The 16,782-nt window shown below is 69.2% G+C and carries 16 protein-coding genes; 11 read left to right on the forward strand and 5 right to left on the reverse strand.

What is annotated here, in order from left to right:
- Positions 1 to 48 precede the first annotated feature (48 nt).
- From DMB66_RS14705 to DMB66_RS14720, 4 genes are all read right to left on the reverse strand, one after another.
- Complete coding sequence (locus tag DMB66_RS14705) at positions 49 to 1,236, reverse strand: hypothetical protein (protein ID WP_125804634.1); 1,188 nt, start codon at positions 1,234 to 1,236, stop codon at positions 49 to 51.
- Positions 1,237 to 1,452: 216 nt separating this feature from the next.
- A complete protein-coding gene (locus tag DMB66_RS62555; RefSeq protein WP_199752352.1) occupies positions 1,453 to 2,175 on the reverse strand; it encodes a hypothetical protein in 723 nt (240 codons plus the stop codon).
- Positions 2,172 to 2,600, reverse strand: a complete 429-nt coding sequence (locus DMB66_RS14715; protein WP_125804635.1) for a hypothetical protein — start codon at positions 2,598 to 2,600, stop codon at positions 2,172 to 2,174. The genes DMB66_RS62555 and DMB66_RS14715 overlap by 4 nt, the downstream gene beginning before the upstream one ends.
- Before the next feature lie 206 nt (positions 2,601 to 2,806).
- Positions 2,807 to 3,265, reverse strand: coding sequence for a hypothetical protein (locus DMB66_RS14720; protein WP_125804636.1), 459 nt, complete (start codon positions 3,263 to 3,265; stop codon positions 2,807 to 2,809).
- A gap of 853 nt (positions 3,266 to 4,118) precedes the next feature.
- Between DMB66_RS14720 and DMB66_RS14725 the strand changes: the two genes are divergently transcribed.
- The 9 genes from DMB66_RS14725 (at position 4,119) to DMB66_RS14765 (ending at position 15,074) form a co-directional block, all read left to right on the forward strand.
- A complete protein-coding gene (locus DMB66_RS14725; RefSeq protein WP_199752354.1) occupies positions 4,119 to 5,627 on the forward strand; it encodes a GMC family oxidoreductase in 1,509 nt (502 codons plus the stop codon).
- Positions 5,628 to 5,664: 37 nt separating this feature from the next.
- Entirely contained in the window at positions 5,665 to 6,723 is a 1,059-nt protein-coding gene (locus tag DMB66_RS14730; RefSeq protein WP_125804638.1) for a glycine betaine/L-proline ABC transporter ATP-binding protein, read from the forward strand.
- Positions 6,720 to 8,708, forward strand: a complete 1,989-nt coding sequence (locus tag DMB66_RS14735; RefSeq protein WP_125804639.1) for a proline/glycine betaine ABC transporter permease — start codon at positions 6,720 to 6,722, stop codon at positions 8,706 to 8,708. The genes DMB66_RS14730 and DMB66_RS14735 overlap by 4 nt, the downstream gene beginning before the upstream one ends.
- Before the next feature lie 59 nt (positions 8,709 to 8,767).
- Entirely contained in the window at positions 8,768 to 9,736 is a 969-nt protein-coding gene (locus tag DMB66_RS14740) for an ABC transporter substrate-binding protein (RefSeq protein ID WP_125804640.1), read from the forward strand.
- A 319-nt stretch (positions 9,737 to 10,055) separates the two neighbouring features.
- Positions 10,056 to 12,566 carry a nitrate- and nitrite sensing domain-containing protein gene (locus DMB66_RS14745; protein ID WP_233624561.1) on the forward strand — a complete coding sequence of 837 codons (2,511 nt, stop codon included), beginning with the start codon at positions 10,056 to 10,058 and terminating at the stop codon, positions 12,564 to 12,566.
- Between the two features lie 46 nt (positions 12,567 to 12,612).
- On the forward strand, positions 12,613 to 13,038 hold the full coding sequence (locus DMB66_RS14750; RefSeq protein WP_125804641.1) for a roadblock/LC7 domain-containing protein: 426 nt from the start codon (positions 12,613 to 12,615) through the stop codon (positions 13,036 to 13,038).
- Entirely contained in the window at positions 13,035 to 13,481 is a 447-nt protein-coding gene (locus DMB66_RS14755; RefSeq protein ID WP_125804642.1) for a DUF742 domain-containing protein, read from the forward strand. The genes DMB66_RS14750 and DMB66_RS14755 overlap by 4 nt, the downstream gene beginning before the upstream one ends.
- Positions 13,462 to 14,067 (forward strand): ATP/GTP-binding protein, encoded by a 606-nt coding sequence (locus DMB66_RS14760; RefSeq protein WP_199752362.1) that lies wholly within the window; start codon positions 13,462 to 13,464, stop codon positions 14,065 to 14,067. The genes DMB66_RS14755 and DMB66_RS14760 overlap by 20 nt, the downstream gene beginning before the upstream one ends.
- 29 nt (positions 14,068 to 14,096) lie before the next feature.
- Complete coding sequence (locus DMB66_RS14765; RefSeq protein ID WP_125804644.1) at positions 14,097 to 15,074, forward strand: ABC transporter substrate-binding protein; 978 nt, start codon at positions 14,097 to 14,099, stop codon at positions 15,072 to 15,074.
- A gap of 40 nt (positions 15,075 to 15,114) precedes the next feature.
- Here the strand turns inward: DMB66_RS14765 and DMB66_RS62560 are convergent, their stop codons facing one another.
- Positions 15,115 to 15,309, reverse strand: a complete 195-nt coding sequence (locus DMB66_RS62560) for a hypothetical protein (RefSeq protein WP_199752356.1) — start codon at positions 15,307 to 15,309, stop codon at positions 15,115 to 15,117.
- Between the two features lie 27 nt (positions 15,310 to 15,336).
- Between DMB66_RS62560 and DMB66_RS14770 the strand changes: the two genes are divergently transcribed.
- Both DMB66_RS14770 and DMB66_RS14775 read left to right on the forward strand, forming a co-directional pair.
- Positions 15,337 to 15,723, forward strand: coding sequence for a RidA family protein (locus DMB66_RS14770; protein WP_199752358.1), 387 nt, complete (start codon positions 15,337 to 15,339; stop codon positions 15,721 to 15,723).
- A gap of 62 nt (positions 15,724 to 15,785) precedes the next feature.
- Complete coding sequence (locus DMB66_RS14775; protein ID WP_125804645.1) at positions 15,786 to 16,739, forward strand: RNA polymerase subunit sigma-70; 954 nt, start codon at positions 15,786 to 15,788, stop codon at positions 16,737 to 16,739.
- The last annotated feature ends 43 nt before the right edge of the window (positions 16,740 to 16,782 follow it).

Here is a 16,782-nt window from a genome sequence, read left to right on the forward strand (position 1 = left end):
CCCGTCGTCCCCGCTGGCCGGCGCCGTCGAGCCGCGCGCCTCAGGCGATCAGGTGTTGGTGGTGTTGTAGTGGATCCGGGCCATGACCGCGCGATGTTCGGAATAGTTGAGGCTGGCATTGTCGCTGCCGGTCTGAGCCTGGTCGGCAGCGTCGCCCTCGTTGAACGTGATGGTGTGTTCCGAGCCGATGAAGGGGAGCCTCCCGCCGGACAACCTGCCGAACATGAAGTCGATGCGCCGGTCGGTGTCCACCAGGGTCCACGGCAGGCACGCTTTGATGGCGCTCGCCGAGCCGTCGGTGTCCTCTCGGCAGTTGTCGTAGATCACGTCCCGGTAGCCCAGTGAGCCGCCGAGGTCTCCGTTGATCTTCGAATACCAGGGGCGCCAGCCGTTGCTCGCGTTCAGGTCGGTGACGTTCGTGTCTCCGGCCATGATCGTCAGGCTGCTGCCGGGCGCGGCGACCTGTGCGGCGGCCTCGGTCGCGTTGATCTCCGCGCACGGCGGGCCGTCGCTGGCGCCGGTGGCCCAGTGCAACGATGCCGCGGTCACCGTCTTGCCGGTGTTGAGCCTGTCGTTGAAGGTCATCCGGATGCCTACGGTGCGGTCCTGGTTGTTGAGCACGCAGGAGCCACCAACCTCGTGCTTGGACTGCCAGGACACCGTGAAGCCGGAGACCGGGGCGAGCCGGCCCGTGCGATAGATGATCGCGTTGCGCTGGACCTGCTTCTCGCCGTTGCACTTTTCGATCGTGTCGCCGGCCAGCCGGTTGGAGATGATCCATGCGTAGTCGAGGCCAAGCAGATCCTCCATCTTGGCGACCAGCGTAATCAGCTTGGCTTCGTCGACCTGCTGGACGAGGAACAGATCCGGAGCGTTAGCCTGGGAGACCATGTAGTGGATCAGGTCCTGCCAGTCGCCGGCACAGGTCTCGGCGGCGGTGAGGAGATTTTCTACGTTGTTGTCGTAGACCTGCAGGTACTTCGCGTTCGGGTTGGCGGTGGCCGCCGAGGCGCGCATCGCTCCGAGAAACACCGTCGGAAGCAGCACGGCCAGCGTGAGCGACACGGCGAGGACCCCCCGCCAGGGTGACTCAAGGGTGCGCACGCGCGCAAATGTGGCTGTGGTCATGGGATCCCCTGCGGATTCGGCAAATTCGACGAATGAGTACAAGGCATTCACGCAGTGTGATTCGTGAATGCCTCGCGGCGGGAAGCTAGCACATTTTTGGCATGCCAATGATCACTGTAAATGGTACGTCTGTGCCTAAGTCTGCACATATCCAGCAGGTGCGGGTGCGACCTGTGGCTCGGCCGTGACATCTCTATGGGTACGTACCTGTCCGGTCGCCATCGCGCACCGGGCGGCAATGCGGCGCCCGCATCGACACGGCCGGGAAAAGCACGTGGCCCCCGGCGCCATGAAGGACGCCGAGGGCCACGGGAGCTCGGGAAGCTAATCCGTGCCGAGCGGTGGAGCCGTCGAGTTCACTCCGGAGCCGGAGCCGGAGCCGGAGCCGGAGCCGGAGCCGGAGCCGGAACCAGAACCGGTGCCGTCGGGAGCGGCCGAGGACGACATGCTCGGTTCGGGGACGACCATGGGCGCGGACTCCCCGGCCGGCTTCGGGTCCGGAGCACCGGGAACGTCGTCGGCGGGATCGGCGCCCTGGTTCGCCGTTCCCGCCGGGGTGGACGCGATCTTGGAGCCCGGGGCAGGCCGGGTAACCGCGGAGACCTCGTTCGTCTGCGTCGAGAGGGTCTTCGGACCCGGCACGACGACCGCGTTACTCGGCTTGCTGTCCTCGCCCACCCAGTGGGCGCCCTTCGTGGCATGGACGACGTAGGTCAATGTGCCGCCGGCGGGCGCGCCGGCGTCGTGGCACGACTTTCCGCCGGTCCTGCACACCTCTTCGCGCGCCGAGCCCTGGATCCGGATCACGACGTACCGGTCGACGGGCACCTCGGCCGAGAGCCGGACAGCGTCCCACTCGATCTTGGGGGATTTCCCCGAGATCTCGGCCCGCGGTGGCGCCATCGTGGGCACCCGACCCGATCGTGCGGTCGTGACGGCGCTACTTCCCCCCGCGGACCAGCCGGCCCATGCGGTGAGGCCACCGCCGGCGGCGACGGTGGCGACCACCCCGGCCGTAACGATCAATCCGCGGTATCGAGGCCTCATCGGGCCGCCTTGGTCGCATCGCCAGTGAGAAGAATGTCGAACGTCGCACCCTGACAGGCGTTGGCGACCGAGCGCGGCATGAAGATCGTCAGCGAACCGGCGGTCTTCCGGCTCAGCGGCCGTACCAGGACGGGGAGCCGGCCGTGGTAATCCTTGATCGTCAGATTCGACGCCACCGGCCGGCAACCCGTCCTGGAGGTGGCGGTCAGCCGCCCGCGCACCCGGTTGATCCGCAGCGCGGCGGTCGACGGGTTGGCGAAGGTCAGCTCGATTTTCCTGGTCGCGCCGGGGAAGAGGTCCTTCGGTGTGATCCCGCTGATGGTGAACGCGTAGTGCCCGGAGCCGCGCGACCCCTCGCCCGACATCGTCAGCACCATCTCCTGCGCCGAGACGCCGGTGGATCGCTCGGCGGCGCCGAGCGCCACCGCGCATCCCACAACGGTTGCGACCGCGACCAAGATCCGCCACCGACACACAGGTCTGCTGCCTTTCTGAAGATGGTGACAAGCGAGGCCTCAGGCACTTCGGCCGACGGCCGTGATCGGCACATGGAAGGTGGCTCCCTGGCAGGCGGAGTCGGACGCCGTCGAACGGCGGCGGGAAGGCTGTCGCGCCTCCCCGCCGTTGACCATCAGCTTGTGGCGTTGACGGTCACCGTGAAGCCGAAGTCCTTGCCCTGACAAGCATTGGAAGGGTCGTCGACCAGCTTCAAAGACTGGGCGTAGGTGTAGGTCTTCTCCGTCTCGGCAGCGACGACGAGGCCGTCCGGCAGGTCGGCTTTCTCAACCTGCTCGATGCTCTTGGCGCAGGCGGGTGCCGATGAGGTGAAGTCGCTGTACTTGATGGTTTGGATGGTCACCGGGAACTTGTTGTCGTTCTTGACCTTGAACGTCACGCTGCTCTTGCTGCCGGGTACCAGGGCATCGACGACCGGGTCGCCGGTCACTGTGAGCGGCACCACGGTTCCGGCCTTCGCGCTGGCTTTGCCCGAACCGCTGATGGACCAGGCTGCCCACGCTGCGCCGGTGGCCCCGACGGCGACGACTGCGGCGACCGCGATGGCGGCGGAACGCTTGGTGATCTTGCGCATGGGTATTCCTCCTGGAACGGTTGGTCGACGTTCGACTTGCTCGTTGGATCGGTGTGGCGCCGAGCCCAGTGGCGTTCCGGCGCTGCGACCAAGATGGCTCATTCGGGACAGTCCGGCGATAGTGCTTCCGTTTGTCCTATCCGATACGGCGATACCGCCCGTTCCCGCCGACCGGGCTAATCCCAACGGCTGACGGCAACGTGAAGGATCGAGGCGCTTCGGCATCGCCTGCACCTGGGGCTATGGCCGCCGCCTGGGACATCTGGCGGCTATCAGGCGCGTCGGCGGATATCAAGTCAGGTAGCCGGCCCGGACCCGCCAGAAGGGATTTTCGCGGTAAATTCGCAGGCACAATTCTGGGCCGCGATACGCGATTTTCCGGGCTTCTTCCCTAACGGATTAGGCTGAACGGCAGCAGCGTCACCTGAAAGAAGCTTTTTACCGATGCTTCTGTCCACCGGTCCGGGGGGAGGGCGCCGGGCGGGCACGGCCCGCCGCAACGACAGGCCTCGGAGCGACGGCGACCGGACGCTCTGTGTTGTCGTCGACATCACAGGCTGTGTGAGGTCGGCGGGGCCCGGCCCCCGCGCGAAGCCCCGTTCCCGCCGGTGCAGGCGCAGGTCAATGCTGGTTTGCGAGGCTGATTCAGTAGTGTTACGCATCGAAACACTCGTTGCGCTCTGGTAAAACTCTGTCGTCGGCATTGACCACTGTGGCCCCCCACCCCCACCCTATGGCGGCGGTTCGGCGGCCCTGTCGTTTGTTCAGCCGTCGATACCCGTGGATCGGTGATCCACAGCTAGTGAGCGGCAGGAGCAGGGAACTGGAAACCTCGGCAACACAGGATTTCGACGTGGTCGTGGTCGGCGGTGGCACGGCCGGCGCGGTCGTGGCGTCGCGGTTGTCGGCTGATCCCACGGTACGGGTCTGTCTGGTCGAGGGCGGCCCGTCGGACGTCGGCGACGACCGGGTGCTGCGGCTCAAGAACTGGCTGAGCCTGCTCGAGACCGAGTTCGACTACGACTATCCGACCGTGGAGCAGCCCCGCGGCAATTCGCACATCCGGCATTCCCGGGCGAAGGTGCTGGGCGGGTGCTCGTCGCACAACACGATGATCAGCTTCCTGCCGCCGCCCCGGGACTTCGCCGACTGGGTGGCGGCCGGTGCGACCGGCTGGTCGTACGAGGAGATGCTGCCGCTGTGGCGGCGCCTGGCCGTCCAGATCCAGCCGGTCGCGAAGAAGGATCGCAACGCGCTGACCGAGGCGTTCGTCGCCTCCTGTCATACGGCGCTGGGTGTGCCGGTGCGGGAGGACTTCAACGCCGAGCCGTTCGCCGACGGCACTGGCTTCTTCCCGGTGGCCTATTACCCGGAGACGGGCGTCCGTTCCTCGTCGTCGGTGGCCTATCTGCACCCGATTCTGGACCGGCCGAACCTGACGGTTCTGACCGATACCTGGGCCTATCGCCTGGACTCCGCCGCCGGGCAGGTCACCGGGGTACGCGTCCGGGACAAGAACGGCGTCGAGAGCATTCTGACGGCGGGCCAGGAATACGTGCTGTCCGCCGGTGCCATCGACACACCGCGGCTGCTGCTGTTGTCGGGGATCGGGCCCGCCGAACAACTTCGCGGGCTGGGCATTCCCGTCGCCGTGGACCTGCCGGGGGTGGGCGAGCATCTGCTGGATCATCCCGAGTCGCTGATTCTCTGGGAGGCCGCGCGGCCGGTGCCGCCGGAGACCGCGATGGATTCCGACGCCGGCCTCTTCGTGCGCCGCGACGAGGGCGATCCGCGGCCGGATCTGATGTTCCATCTCTATCAGATCCCGTTCACCACCAATACCGAGCGGCTCGGCTACGACGTGCCCGAGCACGGCTTCGGGATGACGCCGAACATCCCCCGCCCGCGCGGTTCGGGCCGGTTGTGGCTGACCAGCGCCGACCCGCGGGTGAAGCCGGCGCTGGACTTCGGCTACTTCACCGACCCCGACGGCTACGACGAGCAGACCATCGTCGACGGATTGCGGATCGCCCGGCGGGTCGCGGCGACCGAGCCGTTCAAGTCGTGGATCGCCCGGGAGATCGCGCCCGGGCCCGCGCTGCAGACCGACGAGGAACTGTCGGCGTACGGGCGGGCCGCGCACCACACCGTCTATCATCCGGCCGGTACGTGCCGGATGGGCGCCGCCGACGACCCCACTGCCGTGGTCGATCCGGAACTGCGTCTGCGTGGGCTGAGCAACGTACGGATCGCGGACGCGTCGATCTTCCCGACCATGACCTCGGTCAACCCGGTCGTAACCGTCCTGATGATCGGCGAACGTGCCGCCGACCTGATCGCGGGGACGTTGTCGTCCGACTGAGCCGATCGTTCCTTCGCCGCCACCCCGAGGACCCCACATGACGGACACCAGCGAATCCAGCCCACCACCGACCATCGCCGTCGACCGGCTCTGGAAGGTCTTCGGCCCGAAGGCCGGCAAGGTCGTCGGCACGCCACTGGCCGACCTGTCGCGGGTGGAGTTGCGGGCCAAGACAGGCTGCCTGGCCGCGGTGCGTGACGTGAGCTTCGAGGTGCAGCAGGGCGAGGTGTTCGTCGTGATGGGCCTGTCCGGCAGCGGCAAGTCGACGCTGGTGCGGTGCCTGACCCGGCTGATCGAGCCCACCAGCGGTGAGGTGCACATCAACGGCGAGCCGGTACGGGCGATGAGCCCGAAACGGCTGCGCGAGTTGCGCCGGCACGGCGTGGCGATGGTGTTCCAGCACTTCGGTCTGCTGCCGCACCGCCAGGTGGTCGACAACATCGCCTACGGCCTGGAGATCCAGGGCATGAGCAAGACCGACCGGCACCGCCGCGCCGCCGAGGTGCTGTCCCTGGTCGGTCTCGACGGTCACGAACATCAGTATCCCGATCAGCTGTCCGGCGGCATGCAGCAGCGCGTCGGGCTGGCCCGCGCCCTGGCCACCGACCCGGCGGTGCTGTTGTTCGACGAGCCGTTCAGCGCGCTGGACCCGTTGATCCGCCGGGACATGCAGGCCGAGGTTCGCCGCCTGCACGCCGAGGTGGGTAAGACCTTGGTGTTCATCACCCACGACCTGGCCGAGGCCCTCAGCCTCGGCGACCGGATCGCGGTCATGCGCGACGGCGCCCTGGTGCAGGTCGGCACCCCGGAAGAGCTGGTCGGTGCCCCGGCGGACGACTACGTGGCCGACTTCGTCCGCGAGGTGCCCCGCGCTGACGTGCTGACCCTGCGCTGGATCGTGCGCGCGGCGGAGCCCGGCGAGGTGCTGGAGGATCAGCCGTTGTCGGCCGGGACGGTCATCCGGGACACCGTCGAGCGGGTGCTGCGCGCCGCCCACCCCATCCCGGTCGTCGACGGCGACGAGCGGATCGGTGTCGTCGACGCCGAGCGACTGCTGCCGGCCCTGATCGGCCATCGGCCCCCGGTGCCGGCATGAGCACCGCCGTCACCGACATAGCCGTCCCGGTCGGAGCGACCGGTCCCGGCGAGGACCCGCCGGCGCCCCGGCCGCGCCGGTCGCAGTCCCGGCGGCGCCTGGCGATCCTGCTGCTCGCCCTGGTCACCGCCGGGGTGTACCTGGCCGTGCGGACCTCGGCCCCCGCCGACGATGACAACGCCTGGGCGTTCCGGTTCTTCGGCGATCTGCGGGACTGGGTCGACAACAACCGCGACACCAGCCCGCTGTTCCTCTACGGCTTCAACTACCTGCGCCTCGGCGTCGACCTGCTGGTCGACGCGGTGCACGGTGCCTTGTCCGGGCTGGGCTGGGCCGGCCTGGTGGCCGCTGCCGGTGCGATCGGGGCGGTCGTCGCCGGCTGGCGGGTCGGGCTGCTGGCGGTGGCCGGTTTCCTCAGCTTCGGCGTGCTGGGCCTGTGGGACGAGAGCGTCGACACGCTGGTCCTGACGCTGTCCGCCGTGCTGCTCGCGGTGCTGATCGGCATTCCGCTCGGCGTGCTCGCCGCCCGGGTGCCGGCGGTCGGTGCGGTGCTGCGGCCGGTGCTCGACGTCATGCAGATCATGCCGACCTTCGCCTACCTGGCCCCGATGACGCTGCTCTTCCTGATCGGCTCGCCGGCCGCCACGATCGCCACGCTGATCTACGCGATCCCGCCGGCGATCCGGATCACCGCGCTCGGCATCAGCGAGGTCCCGAAGTCCACGGTGGAGGCCGCCACCGCGCTCGGCTCGACCCGCTGGCAGTTGCTCGCCAAGGTCCGCCTGCCGCTGGCCCGGCCCACCATCATGCTGGCCGTCAACCAGGCGATCATGATGGCCCTGGCGATGGTGGTGATCACCGCGCTGATCGACGCGCCCGGCCTGGGCGAGACCATCGTGCAGTCCCTGGAGCGGGTCAACGTCGGCGCGGCCTTCGACGCTGGGCTGGCGATCGTGGTGCTGGCCGTCGTCCTCGACCGGATCACCACCCACGCGGCGCTCCGGGCCGCGCCGACCACCCATCGATCCGTCCGGCTGCGGGCCGCCGGTCCGCTCGCGGCGCTGGTCGCCGTCGTGGTGGTGACCGTGCTGGGCCGGATGTCGTCGTGGGGCACGGAGTTCCCGCCCGGGTGGCGGGCCTCGTTCGCCGCACCGGTCAACGAGGTGACCAAGTGGGTCGAGTTCCACTGGTACGACGCCACCGAGGCCGTGAAGAACGGCATCAGCGCCGGCCTGCTCGACCCCATCGAGACCGTGCTGACCACGACGCCGTGGTGGCTCTTCCTGCTGGCCGTCCTGATCTTCGGCACGCTGAGCAGCGGGCCGCGGGCCGCCGCGATCGCCGGGCTCGCCGTGGCCGGGCTGGCGGGGCTGGGTCTGTGGCAGCACACCATGCAGACGCTGGCGACCGTGCTGGTCGCGACCGTCGCCACGATGCTGTTCGGCGTGTTGTTGGGCGTGCTGGCCGCGCGACACGACCGGTTCGCGCGGGTGCTGCGTCCGGTGCTGGACGCGGCGCAGACGATGCCGTCGTTTGTGTATCTGCTGCCGGCGGTGGCCTTGTTCGGTGCGTCGCGGTTCACCGCGATCGTGGCGGCGGTGATCTATGCGGTGCCGCCGGTGGTGCGCCTCGTCGAGCGGGGATTGCGGGACGTGCCGCCGACGGTGGTGGAAGCGGCGGAATCGGCGGGTTCGACGCCGCGGCAGTTGCTGTGGAAGGTGCAGTTGCCGATGGCACGGCGGGGTCTGCTGCTGGCGGCGAACCAGGGCATCGTGATGGTGCTGGCGATGGTCGTGGTCGGTGGCCTGGTGGGCGCCGGCGCGCTGGGCTATGACGTGGTCGCCGGGTTCGCCCAGCGTGAGGACTTCGGCAAGGGCCTGGCGGCGGGCTTCGCGATCGTGTTGCTCGGGGTCCTGCTCGACCGGCTCACCCAGGGCGCGGGCCGGCGCGCCGACAACGAGCGCCTGCGAAAGCCGGCGACCTGATTTCCGTACTCCCCTCTGCCGCCGCCCGGCGGCAAGCACCATCCGGAAGGAAGCCCTTGATGAGACACGCGAAGTTGATCCGGCTCACCGCGGTGGCCGCGGCGTTGAGCCTGGCCGTGGCCGGTTGTAGTGGCGCGAAATCCGATGCCGGTAGCGATGAACCGGCGGCGGGTTCGAAGGGCACGGTGAAGCTCGCCATCAACCCGTGGGTGGGTTACGAGGCGAACGCCGCCGTGCTCGCCTACCTGCTGGAGAAGAAGCTCGGCTACACGGTGGACAAGAAGAATCTCAAGGAAGAGATCGCCTGGCAGGGCTTCGAGACCGGTGAGGTCGACGCCATCGTGGAGAACTGGGGCCACGACGACCTGAAGAAGACCTACATCACCGACAAGAAGGTCGCGGTCGAGGTCGGCCCCACCGGCAACAAGGGCACGATCGGCTGGTACGTGCCACAGTGGATGGCCGACAAGTATCCCGACATCACCGACGGCAAGAACCTGAACAAGTACGCGGCCCTGTTCAAGACCTCCGAGTCCGGAGACAAGGGCCAGTTCCTCGCCGGCGACCCGTCGTTCGTCACCAATGACGTCGCCCTGGTGGCAAACCTGAAACTTAATTACAAGGTCGTGTATTCCGGCAGTGAGGCCGCGATCATCAAGGCGGCGCAGCAGGCCACCGCGCAGACGAAGCCGCTGCTGTTCTACTTCTACGAGCCGCAGTGGCTGTTCGCCAAGGAGAAGTACGCCCGGGTGAAGCTGCCCGCGTACACGGCCGGGTGTGACGCCGACCCGAAGAAGGTCGCCTGTGACTACCCCGACTACGTTCTGGACAAGATCGCCAGTAAGAAGTTCGCCGACACCGGCGGTGCCGCATACCAGCTGGTGAAGAACTTCCAGTGGACCAATGACGACCAGAACCTGGTCTCGGACTACATCACCAACCAGGGCATGAGTGCCGAGGCCGCCGGCGAGAAGTGGGTCAACGAACACGAAGCCACCTGGAAGCCCTGGATCCCTGCCACCAGCTGACAGGCGGGCTGTCCGATGGGTGTCGCGAGTGCCATGCTGTGCTCACTCGCGACGCCCTCTGGACAATTGAAATCTGATTGCAACCTTCTTGCGGGACCCTTATGCCGTCCAATGATGATCCGATCTACCCACCGGTCCAGAAGCTGATCTTGATACAACTTGGAATCCCCGTTCAGCGGCAGACAGAGACAGCCGCCACCCGACGAAGGAGAGATCGCGTGTCCGCACGGAGTTGTCCGGTCGTAGACCCGATCGCCATCGGCAGACGGTCTGGACCCGGCCGCACTGCCGGCTGCGTCGCTCCAGGGGCGGTACGTCCGTGAAGATCCCCCGTCCGCGGCAGGCCCGCCACGACGCCGATATCACCGACACCAACAATTCCGCTGCCTACCCGCCCGAGTCCGCCGCCGTTGCCGCGGCGCCCGCTCCGGGAGCCGGCGGCAGCTCGATCCGCCGCCGTGTCGTCCGCACGCTGACGCTGCCCGTCGTCGCGGTCCTCGTGCTGCTGGGCGTCATCACGGTCACCGAGGTCGGCAACTACCGCACGGCTGCTGCCTCCGCGCGCGCCGTCACCCTCGTCCTCGCGGTCCAGGACCTCGTGCAGGAACTGCAGACCGAGCGTGGTCTCACCGCCGGCCTGCTCGGCGGCAACGTCGGCTTCCGAGCCGAGCTCGCACCGGCCCGCAAGCGGGTCGACGACCAGCGGGCCAAGGTGGAGGATCTGATCTCCTCCGGCGGCGTCGCCCAGGACCGGGTCGCCACCGCGGTCAGCGAGCTTGACGGCCTGGCCGGCGTCCGCGCCGGCACCGACGCCGGAGCCGCCGACCGCGCACCCACCTTCACCTTCTATACCGGGCGCATCGCCGAATTGAGCAGCGTCGACTATGGCCTGGACAGCTCCGCCGACCCGGCCCTGCGGCGCGGTGTCGCCGCGCTGGAAGCCCTCGGCGACGCCAAGGAGAGCACCGCGCAGGAGCGGGCCTTCCTCAACGGCGTGTTCTCGGCCAGCGGCTTCAACCGCGGCGAGTTCCTGCAGTTCGCCACGATGCGCTCGGCGAAGGACGCGGCGCTCGCGTCGTTCACCCGCTATGCGGACGAGACCCAGCGCAAGGCCAAGGACTACGTGCTGAGCACCGGCGCCGCGCAGGTCGCCAGCTACTTCGAAAACGTGGCGCTCAACGCCGGCGACGGCCGCAACCTGCAGGTCAACCCGCAGTCCTGGTGGTCGGCCCTGACCACGGTCCTGGACGACATGCTGCAGCTGCAGCAGCACGTCGGCTCCGTCATCCAGGCCCGGGCCGCCGTCCTGCAGGATGCCGCCACCCGGCGGATGGGCCTGCTGGTCGGCGCCGTGATCATCTGCTTCATCGGCTCGGTCTACCTGGCCACGGTGGCGTCGCGCTCGATCGCCGCGCCGCTGGCCACCCTGGCCGACGAGGCCAACCGGCTGGCCGGCGAGCGGCTGCCCGAGGCGGTCCGCAAGGCGATCAGCGGTGACGACGACGCTCCGCCGCTGACCGTCCCCGTGCCACCCGGCGCCAGCGACGAGGTCCGGCGGGTCGCCGACGCGCTGGACCGGGTGCAGGCCACCGCCTACTCGCTGGCCACCGAGCAGGCGATGCTGCGGCGCAGCACCACCGAGTCGCTGGCCAACCTCGGCCGCCGCAACCAGAACCTGCTGCGCCGCCAGCTCGGCTTCATCACCAGCCTGGAGCGCGAGGAGTCCGACCCGACCGGGCTGGCGAACCTCTTCGAGCTCGACCACCTGGCCACCCGCATGCGCCGGAACGCGGAGAGCCTGCTGGTCCTCGTCGGCGCTGCCAGCCCGCGGCAGTGGTCGGACCCGCTGCCGATCGCCGACGTCATCCGCGCCGCGGTGTCCGAGGTCGAGGAATACCGGCGCGTCGCCCTGCGCCGGGTCGACGACGCGCTGGTCGCCGGCGCGGTCGTCAGCGGCGTCGCGCACATGCTCGCCGAGCTGGTCGAGAACGGCCTGGCCTTCTCGCCGCCGGACGCGGACGTGGAGATCCAGGGCCGCCGGATCGGCGACAGCTACCTGATCGCCATCACCGACCAGGGCATCGGCATGGGCCGCGCGGATCTCGAACTGGCCAATCAGCGGCTGCGCGGCGAGGGCGACTTCATCACCGCGCCGACCCGCTTCCTCGGCCACTACGTGGTCGGCCGGCTCGCCACCGACATGGACATCGATGTGCAGCTGGCGCCCTCGCCGGTGACCGGTGTGACGGCGCGGATCGTGCTGCCGCCGTCCATCGTGGCCGGTAACCAGGCCGTGACCGGCTCGGGCCGTCCCGCCCGGCCGGCCGACGAGGAACGGCTCCCGGCGGTGGATTCCCCGCGCGCTCTCGAAGCGTCGGACCCGGCGGCCACCCAGGTCCTCACCCTGCCGTCCGCCGAGCAGCCGACGGCCTTGGACAGCCGCATCCGGCCTGGCACGATTGAGTACGTGACCGTGCCCGGCAGCCCGGCCGTCCGCCGCCAGCCGGCGGACGTGGAGCCGGTCGGAGCCGGTTCACCCACGGCCCGGTACGAGGACGCGATGACCACCTCGACGATGGGGATGGACATGTACTCTTTCGCGCCACCACCCGATGAATCCGAGCGCACCCCCAACGGCCTGAAGAAGCGGGCTCCGAAGGCCCGCAAGACGGCGAACTCCGGCCCGGGCAAGGCAGGCGGTACGGCCCCCACCCGCACCGCCGAACGCCCGGCGCCGGTCAGCGATTCACCGGACGAGGTCCGCGCCCGGCTGACCGCGTTCCGCAGCGGTATGCAGCGCGGCAGCACCGAGTCCACCGACCAGCTATGACCCTCGCCCCTGCCCACCCCCCGCAACGAGGCCGAAAGAAGCTCCGATGAGCGTTGACACGTCTGCCGACCGGCACCAGTTCAATTGGCTGCTAGGCAACTTCGTCCACCAGACCGACGGGGTCCGCGACGCGGTCGCGGTATCCTCCGACGGCCTGCTGATCGCCAGCTCCGACGGTCTGAGCCGGGCCGAGGCCGACCATCTGGCGGCAATCGTGTCCAGCCTGGCCAGCGTCGCGCGCAGCGCCTCCCGCCGCTACGACTTCGACGGACTGAAGCTCATCATGATCGAGATGCGGCGGGGCTTCCTGCTGGTCTCGGTCATCGCCGGCGGCAGCTGCCTGGGTGTCGTCGCGGGCGGCGACAGCGACGTGGGTCTCGTCGGCTACGAGATATCCCTGCTGGCCGAGCGGTTCGGCGCCCTGCTCACCCCGGCGCTGATCTCCGAATCCCGCCAGTACCTGCCGCGATGAGTCATCGGGGGGAGTGGGGCCCGGACCCCCGCATGATCCCGTACGCCGAGCCGGCCATGCCCTCGTGGTCGGAGCCGTCGCCGGGGCCTGGGCCCGCGCACGCCGCACCGGAACCGGGCGACGACCTGGTCGTCCGTCCGTTCATGCTGACCGGTGGCCGGACCCGCCCGCTGCACGACGGGCTGCGCATCGAGACGTTGCTGCACGCGGCCCCGGCCGCGCTGTCGGCTCCGCTGCGTTTCGAGTCGCGGCGCATCGTCGAGCTGTGTCAGGCGCCGATGTCCATCGCGGACCTGTCGGTGGCCCTGCGGGTGCCGCTCGGCGTGGTCCGGGTCATCGTCGCCGACCTGGTGACCGACGGCTATCTGCGGATCGAGGAGCAGCTCGGTGAGCTTCCCATCGCATTGATCGAAAGGATCAGGGATCGTGTTCGGGCGCTCTAGTGAGCCGGCGCCGCTGCCGCCGGTGGCTGTCAAGATCGTCATCAGCGGCGGCTTCGGCGTCGGCAAGACCACCTTCGTCGGTGCGATCTCCGAGATCGAGCCGCTGGTCACCGAGGCCGAGATGACCGAGCGGTCGATCGGCATCGACGACACCTCCGCGGTCGCGAACAAGACCACCACCACGGTGGCCCTCGACTTCGGCCGCATCACCCTCGATGACGCCCTGCTGCTCTATCTGTTCGGCACGCCCGGGCAGGACCGGTTCGCCTTCCTCTGGGACGACCTGGTCGACGGGGCGCTGGGCGCGATCGTGCTGCTGGACACCCGGCGCATCGAGGACTGCTTCCCGGCGATCGACTACTTCGAGGAACATGACATCCCGTTCCTCATCGGGGTTAACACCTTCGACCTGTCGCAGCGCTTCGACCTCGAGGAGGTCCGCGAGGCCCTGGGCATCGGCGACAACGTGCCGGTGCTGGAGTGCGACGCGCGCCGGCGGGAATCGGTGAAGAACCTCCTGGTAGCGCTGACCGAGGAGGTCCTGACCAAGCGGCTGAGCCGGGAACGGCCGGTGCCGACGTGGTGACCACCCGGACGACAGAGAAACGGAAAGCGATGCGAGCAAGCACCACCGTCACCCGTACGCTGCGGCGGGTGGTCGCCCTGGCGAGCGTGGCGGCCCTGGCCGCCTGCGCGGACTCGTCCCAGGCGATCACCGCCCCGCCCGGGGTGGAGCGCACCGCGTGCGGCACAGTGTCGATCGCGGTCAACCCGTGGGTGGGCTATGCCGCCAACGTCGCGGTGGTCAGCTACCTGCTCAAGCAGGAGCTGGGCTGCACCGTGGTGGAGAAGGACCTCACCGAGGACGAGTCGTGGAAGGGCCTGGCCAGCGGCGAGGTCGACGCCATCCTGGAGAACTGGGGTCACGACGACCTCAAGAAGACCTATATCGACGACAAGAAGGTCGCCGTCGAGCAGGGCCTGACCGGCAACAAGGGTGTCATCGGCTGGTACGTGCCGCCGTGGATGGCCAAGGAACACCCGGACATCCTGCAGTGGAAGAACCTCAACGAATACGCCGACACGTTCAAGACGAGCAAGTCCGGCGGCAAGGGCCAGCTGCTCGGCGGTGACCCGTCGTTCGTGACCAACGACGCCTCGCTGATCAAAAACCTCAAGCTCGACTTCTCGGTGGTGTACGCCGGCAGCGAGGACGCCCTCATCGCGGCGTTCCAGAAGGCGGAGGCGGAGAAGAAGCCGCTGATCGGCTACTTCTACACCCCGCAGTGGCTGCTCTCCGAGATCGAGCTCGTGCACATCCCGCTGCCGATCTACAAGCCCGGCTGCGACGCCGACCCGAAGACCGTGGCCTGCGACTACCAGCCGTACGACCTTGACAAGATCGCGCGCAAGGCGTTCGTCGACTCGGGCAGCCCGGCGGCCGATCTGATCAAGAACTTCCGCTGGACCAACGACGACCAGAACGAGGTCGCCCGGGACATCACGGTCAAGAAGCTGTCGCGCGACGACGCGGCGAAGCGCTGGCTGGAGGCGAACCGCGCGACCTGGCAGGCGTGGTTGCCGGCCCGCTGACGAGCGCGCACCTCGGCGCGACGGTAGGTCGAGCGGGCGGTCACCAGGCGGTGGCCCGGGCCAGGACGAGAACCGTGTGCAGGTCCAGCCGCAGGCTGCCGCCCCAGCCGTCGATCGCCGCGCCGAGGTTGGCCACCGCGAGTCGCTGATCCGCCGGCGAGCGCTGCCGGTAGGTGGAGAACGTCCGGAGCAGCCCCAGATACAGGGCAGCGACCTCACCGAAGATTCGCGACATTCGGACACCATAGCTACGCTGCCCGGCATGCAGCACCACGTTAATCCGGCGGGGCTACCGCCGACCAACGGGTACAGCCACGCCGTCTCGTTCACCGGCACCATGGTCGTGGTCTCCGGTCAGGTGCCCCTGGACGCCGACGGCCGGGTGGTCGGCGCCGACGACCCCCGGGCGCAGACCCGGCAGGTCTTCCACAATCTGCGGGGCGCGCTCGCCGCCGCGGGCACCGACCTGGCGCACGTGGTGAAGCTGACCGTCTTCCTCACCAACATGGGCGACCTAGCCGATTTCCGGTCCGTCCGGGACGAGTTCATCGACCCGCTGCGCCCGCCCGCCAGCTCCCTGGTGCAGGTCAGCGGCCTGGTCCACCCGGCGTTCCGGGTCGAGATCGAGGCGCTCGCCGTCGCCGGCTGACCAGCGCGAGCACCCCGGGAGCCGGGTGCCCGCCGCGCGGTGGGCTCTGCTTCCATGGTCGGATGGATCAGACGGCCCTGCTCGCGGCCGCCCGCGCGGGCGACGCCGACGCCTTCGGGCGGCTGGTCGGCGGGCACCGCGCCGAGCTGCTGGCGCACTGCTACCGGATGCTCGGCTCGCTGCACGACGCCGAGGACGCCCTGCAGGAATCGCTGGTGCGGGCGTGGCGCGGCCTGCACACGTTCCGGGCCGGAGCCCTGCGGCCGTGGCTCTATCGGATCGCCACCAACCGCTGCCTCACCCTGATCGAGCAGCGGGCCCGCCGGGAGCTGCCCGCCGACCTCAGCCCGGGCGCGCCGCTCACCGAGGTGGCCTGGCTGGAGCCGTTTCCGGACCGGCGGCTCGGGCCGGCGGCCACCGTGGAGCAACGGGAAGGGATCGGGCTGGCCTTCGTCGCCGCGCTGCAGCACCTCTCCGGGCCGCAGCGGGCCGCGTTGCTGCTGCGCGAGGTGCTGGGCTTCTCCGCCGCCGAGGTCGCCGCCCAGCTCGATACCACCGTGGCGGCGGTCAACAGCGGCCTGCAGCGCGCCCGCGCCGCCCTGGCCGAGCGGCGGCCCGCGCTCGGCGATCCGGTTCCGGCCGGCGACGACAAGATCAAAGAGCTGGCCGACCGGTACGCGGCCGCGTGGGAGGCTGCGGACGTCGACGCGATCGTGGCGCTGCTGACCGAAGGGGCCACGTACTCGATGCCGCCGCTGTCCGAGTGGTATCGCGGCCGGGCCGCCATCCGGGAGTTCCTACTGGCCGGACCGCTGCGGCACCGGTGGCGCCTGCGGCCCGCGTACGCGAACGGGCAGCTCGCCTTCGGCACCTACCTGTGGGACGAGGAGCGGGGCGCCTACGTGTGGGCCGGGCTCGACGTGCTGCGGCTGGACGGCCCGAGCATCGCCGAGGTGGTCTCGTTTCTCACCGACGGGTTGCAGCGCGACTTCGACCTGCCCGGCGAAGTGCGATGAGTTTCCGACGAGAGCCGGGTTGTAGAGGGGACAACCCGAGGCG

Source organism: Actinoplanes sp. ATCC 53533 (assembly GCF_003947245.1).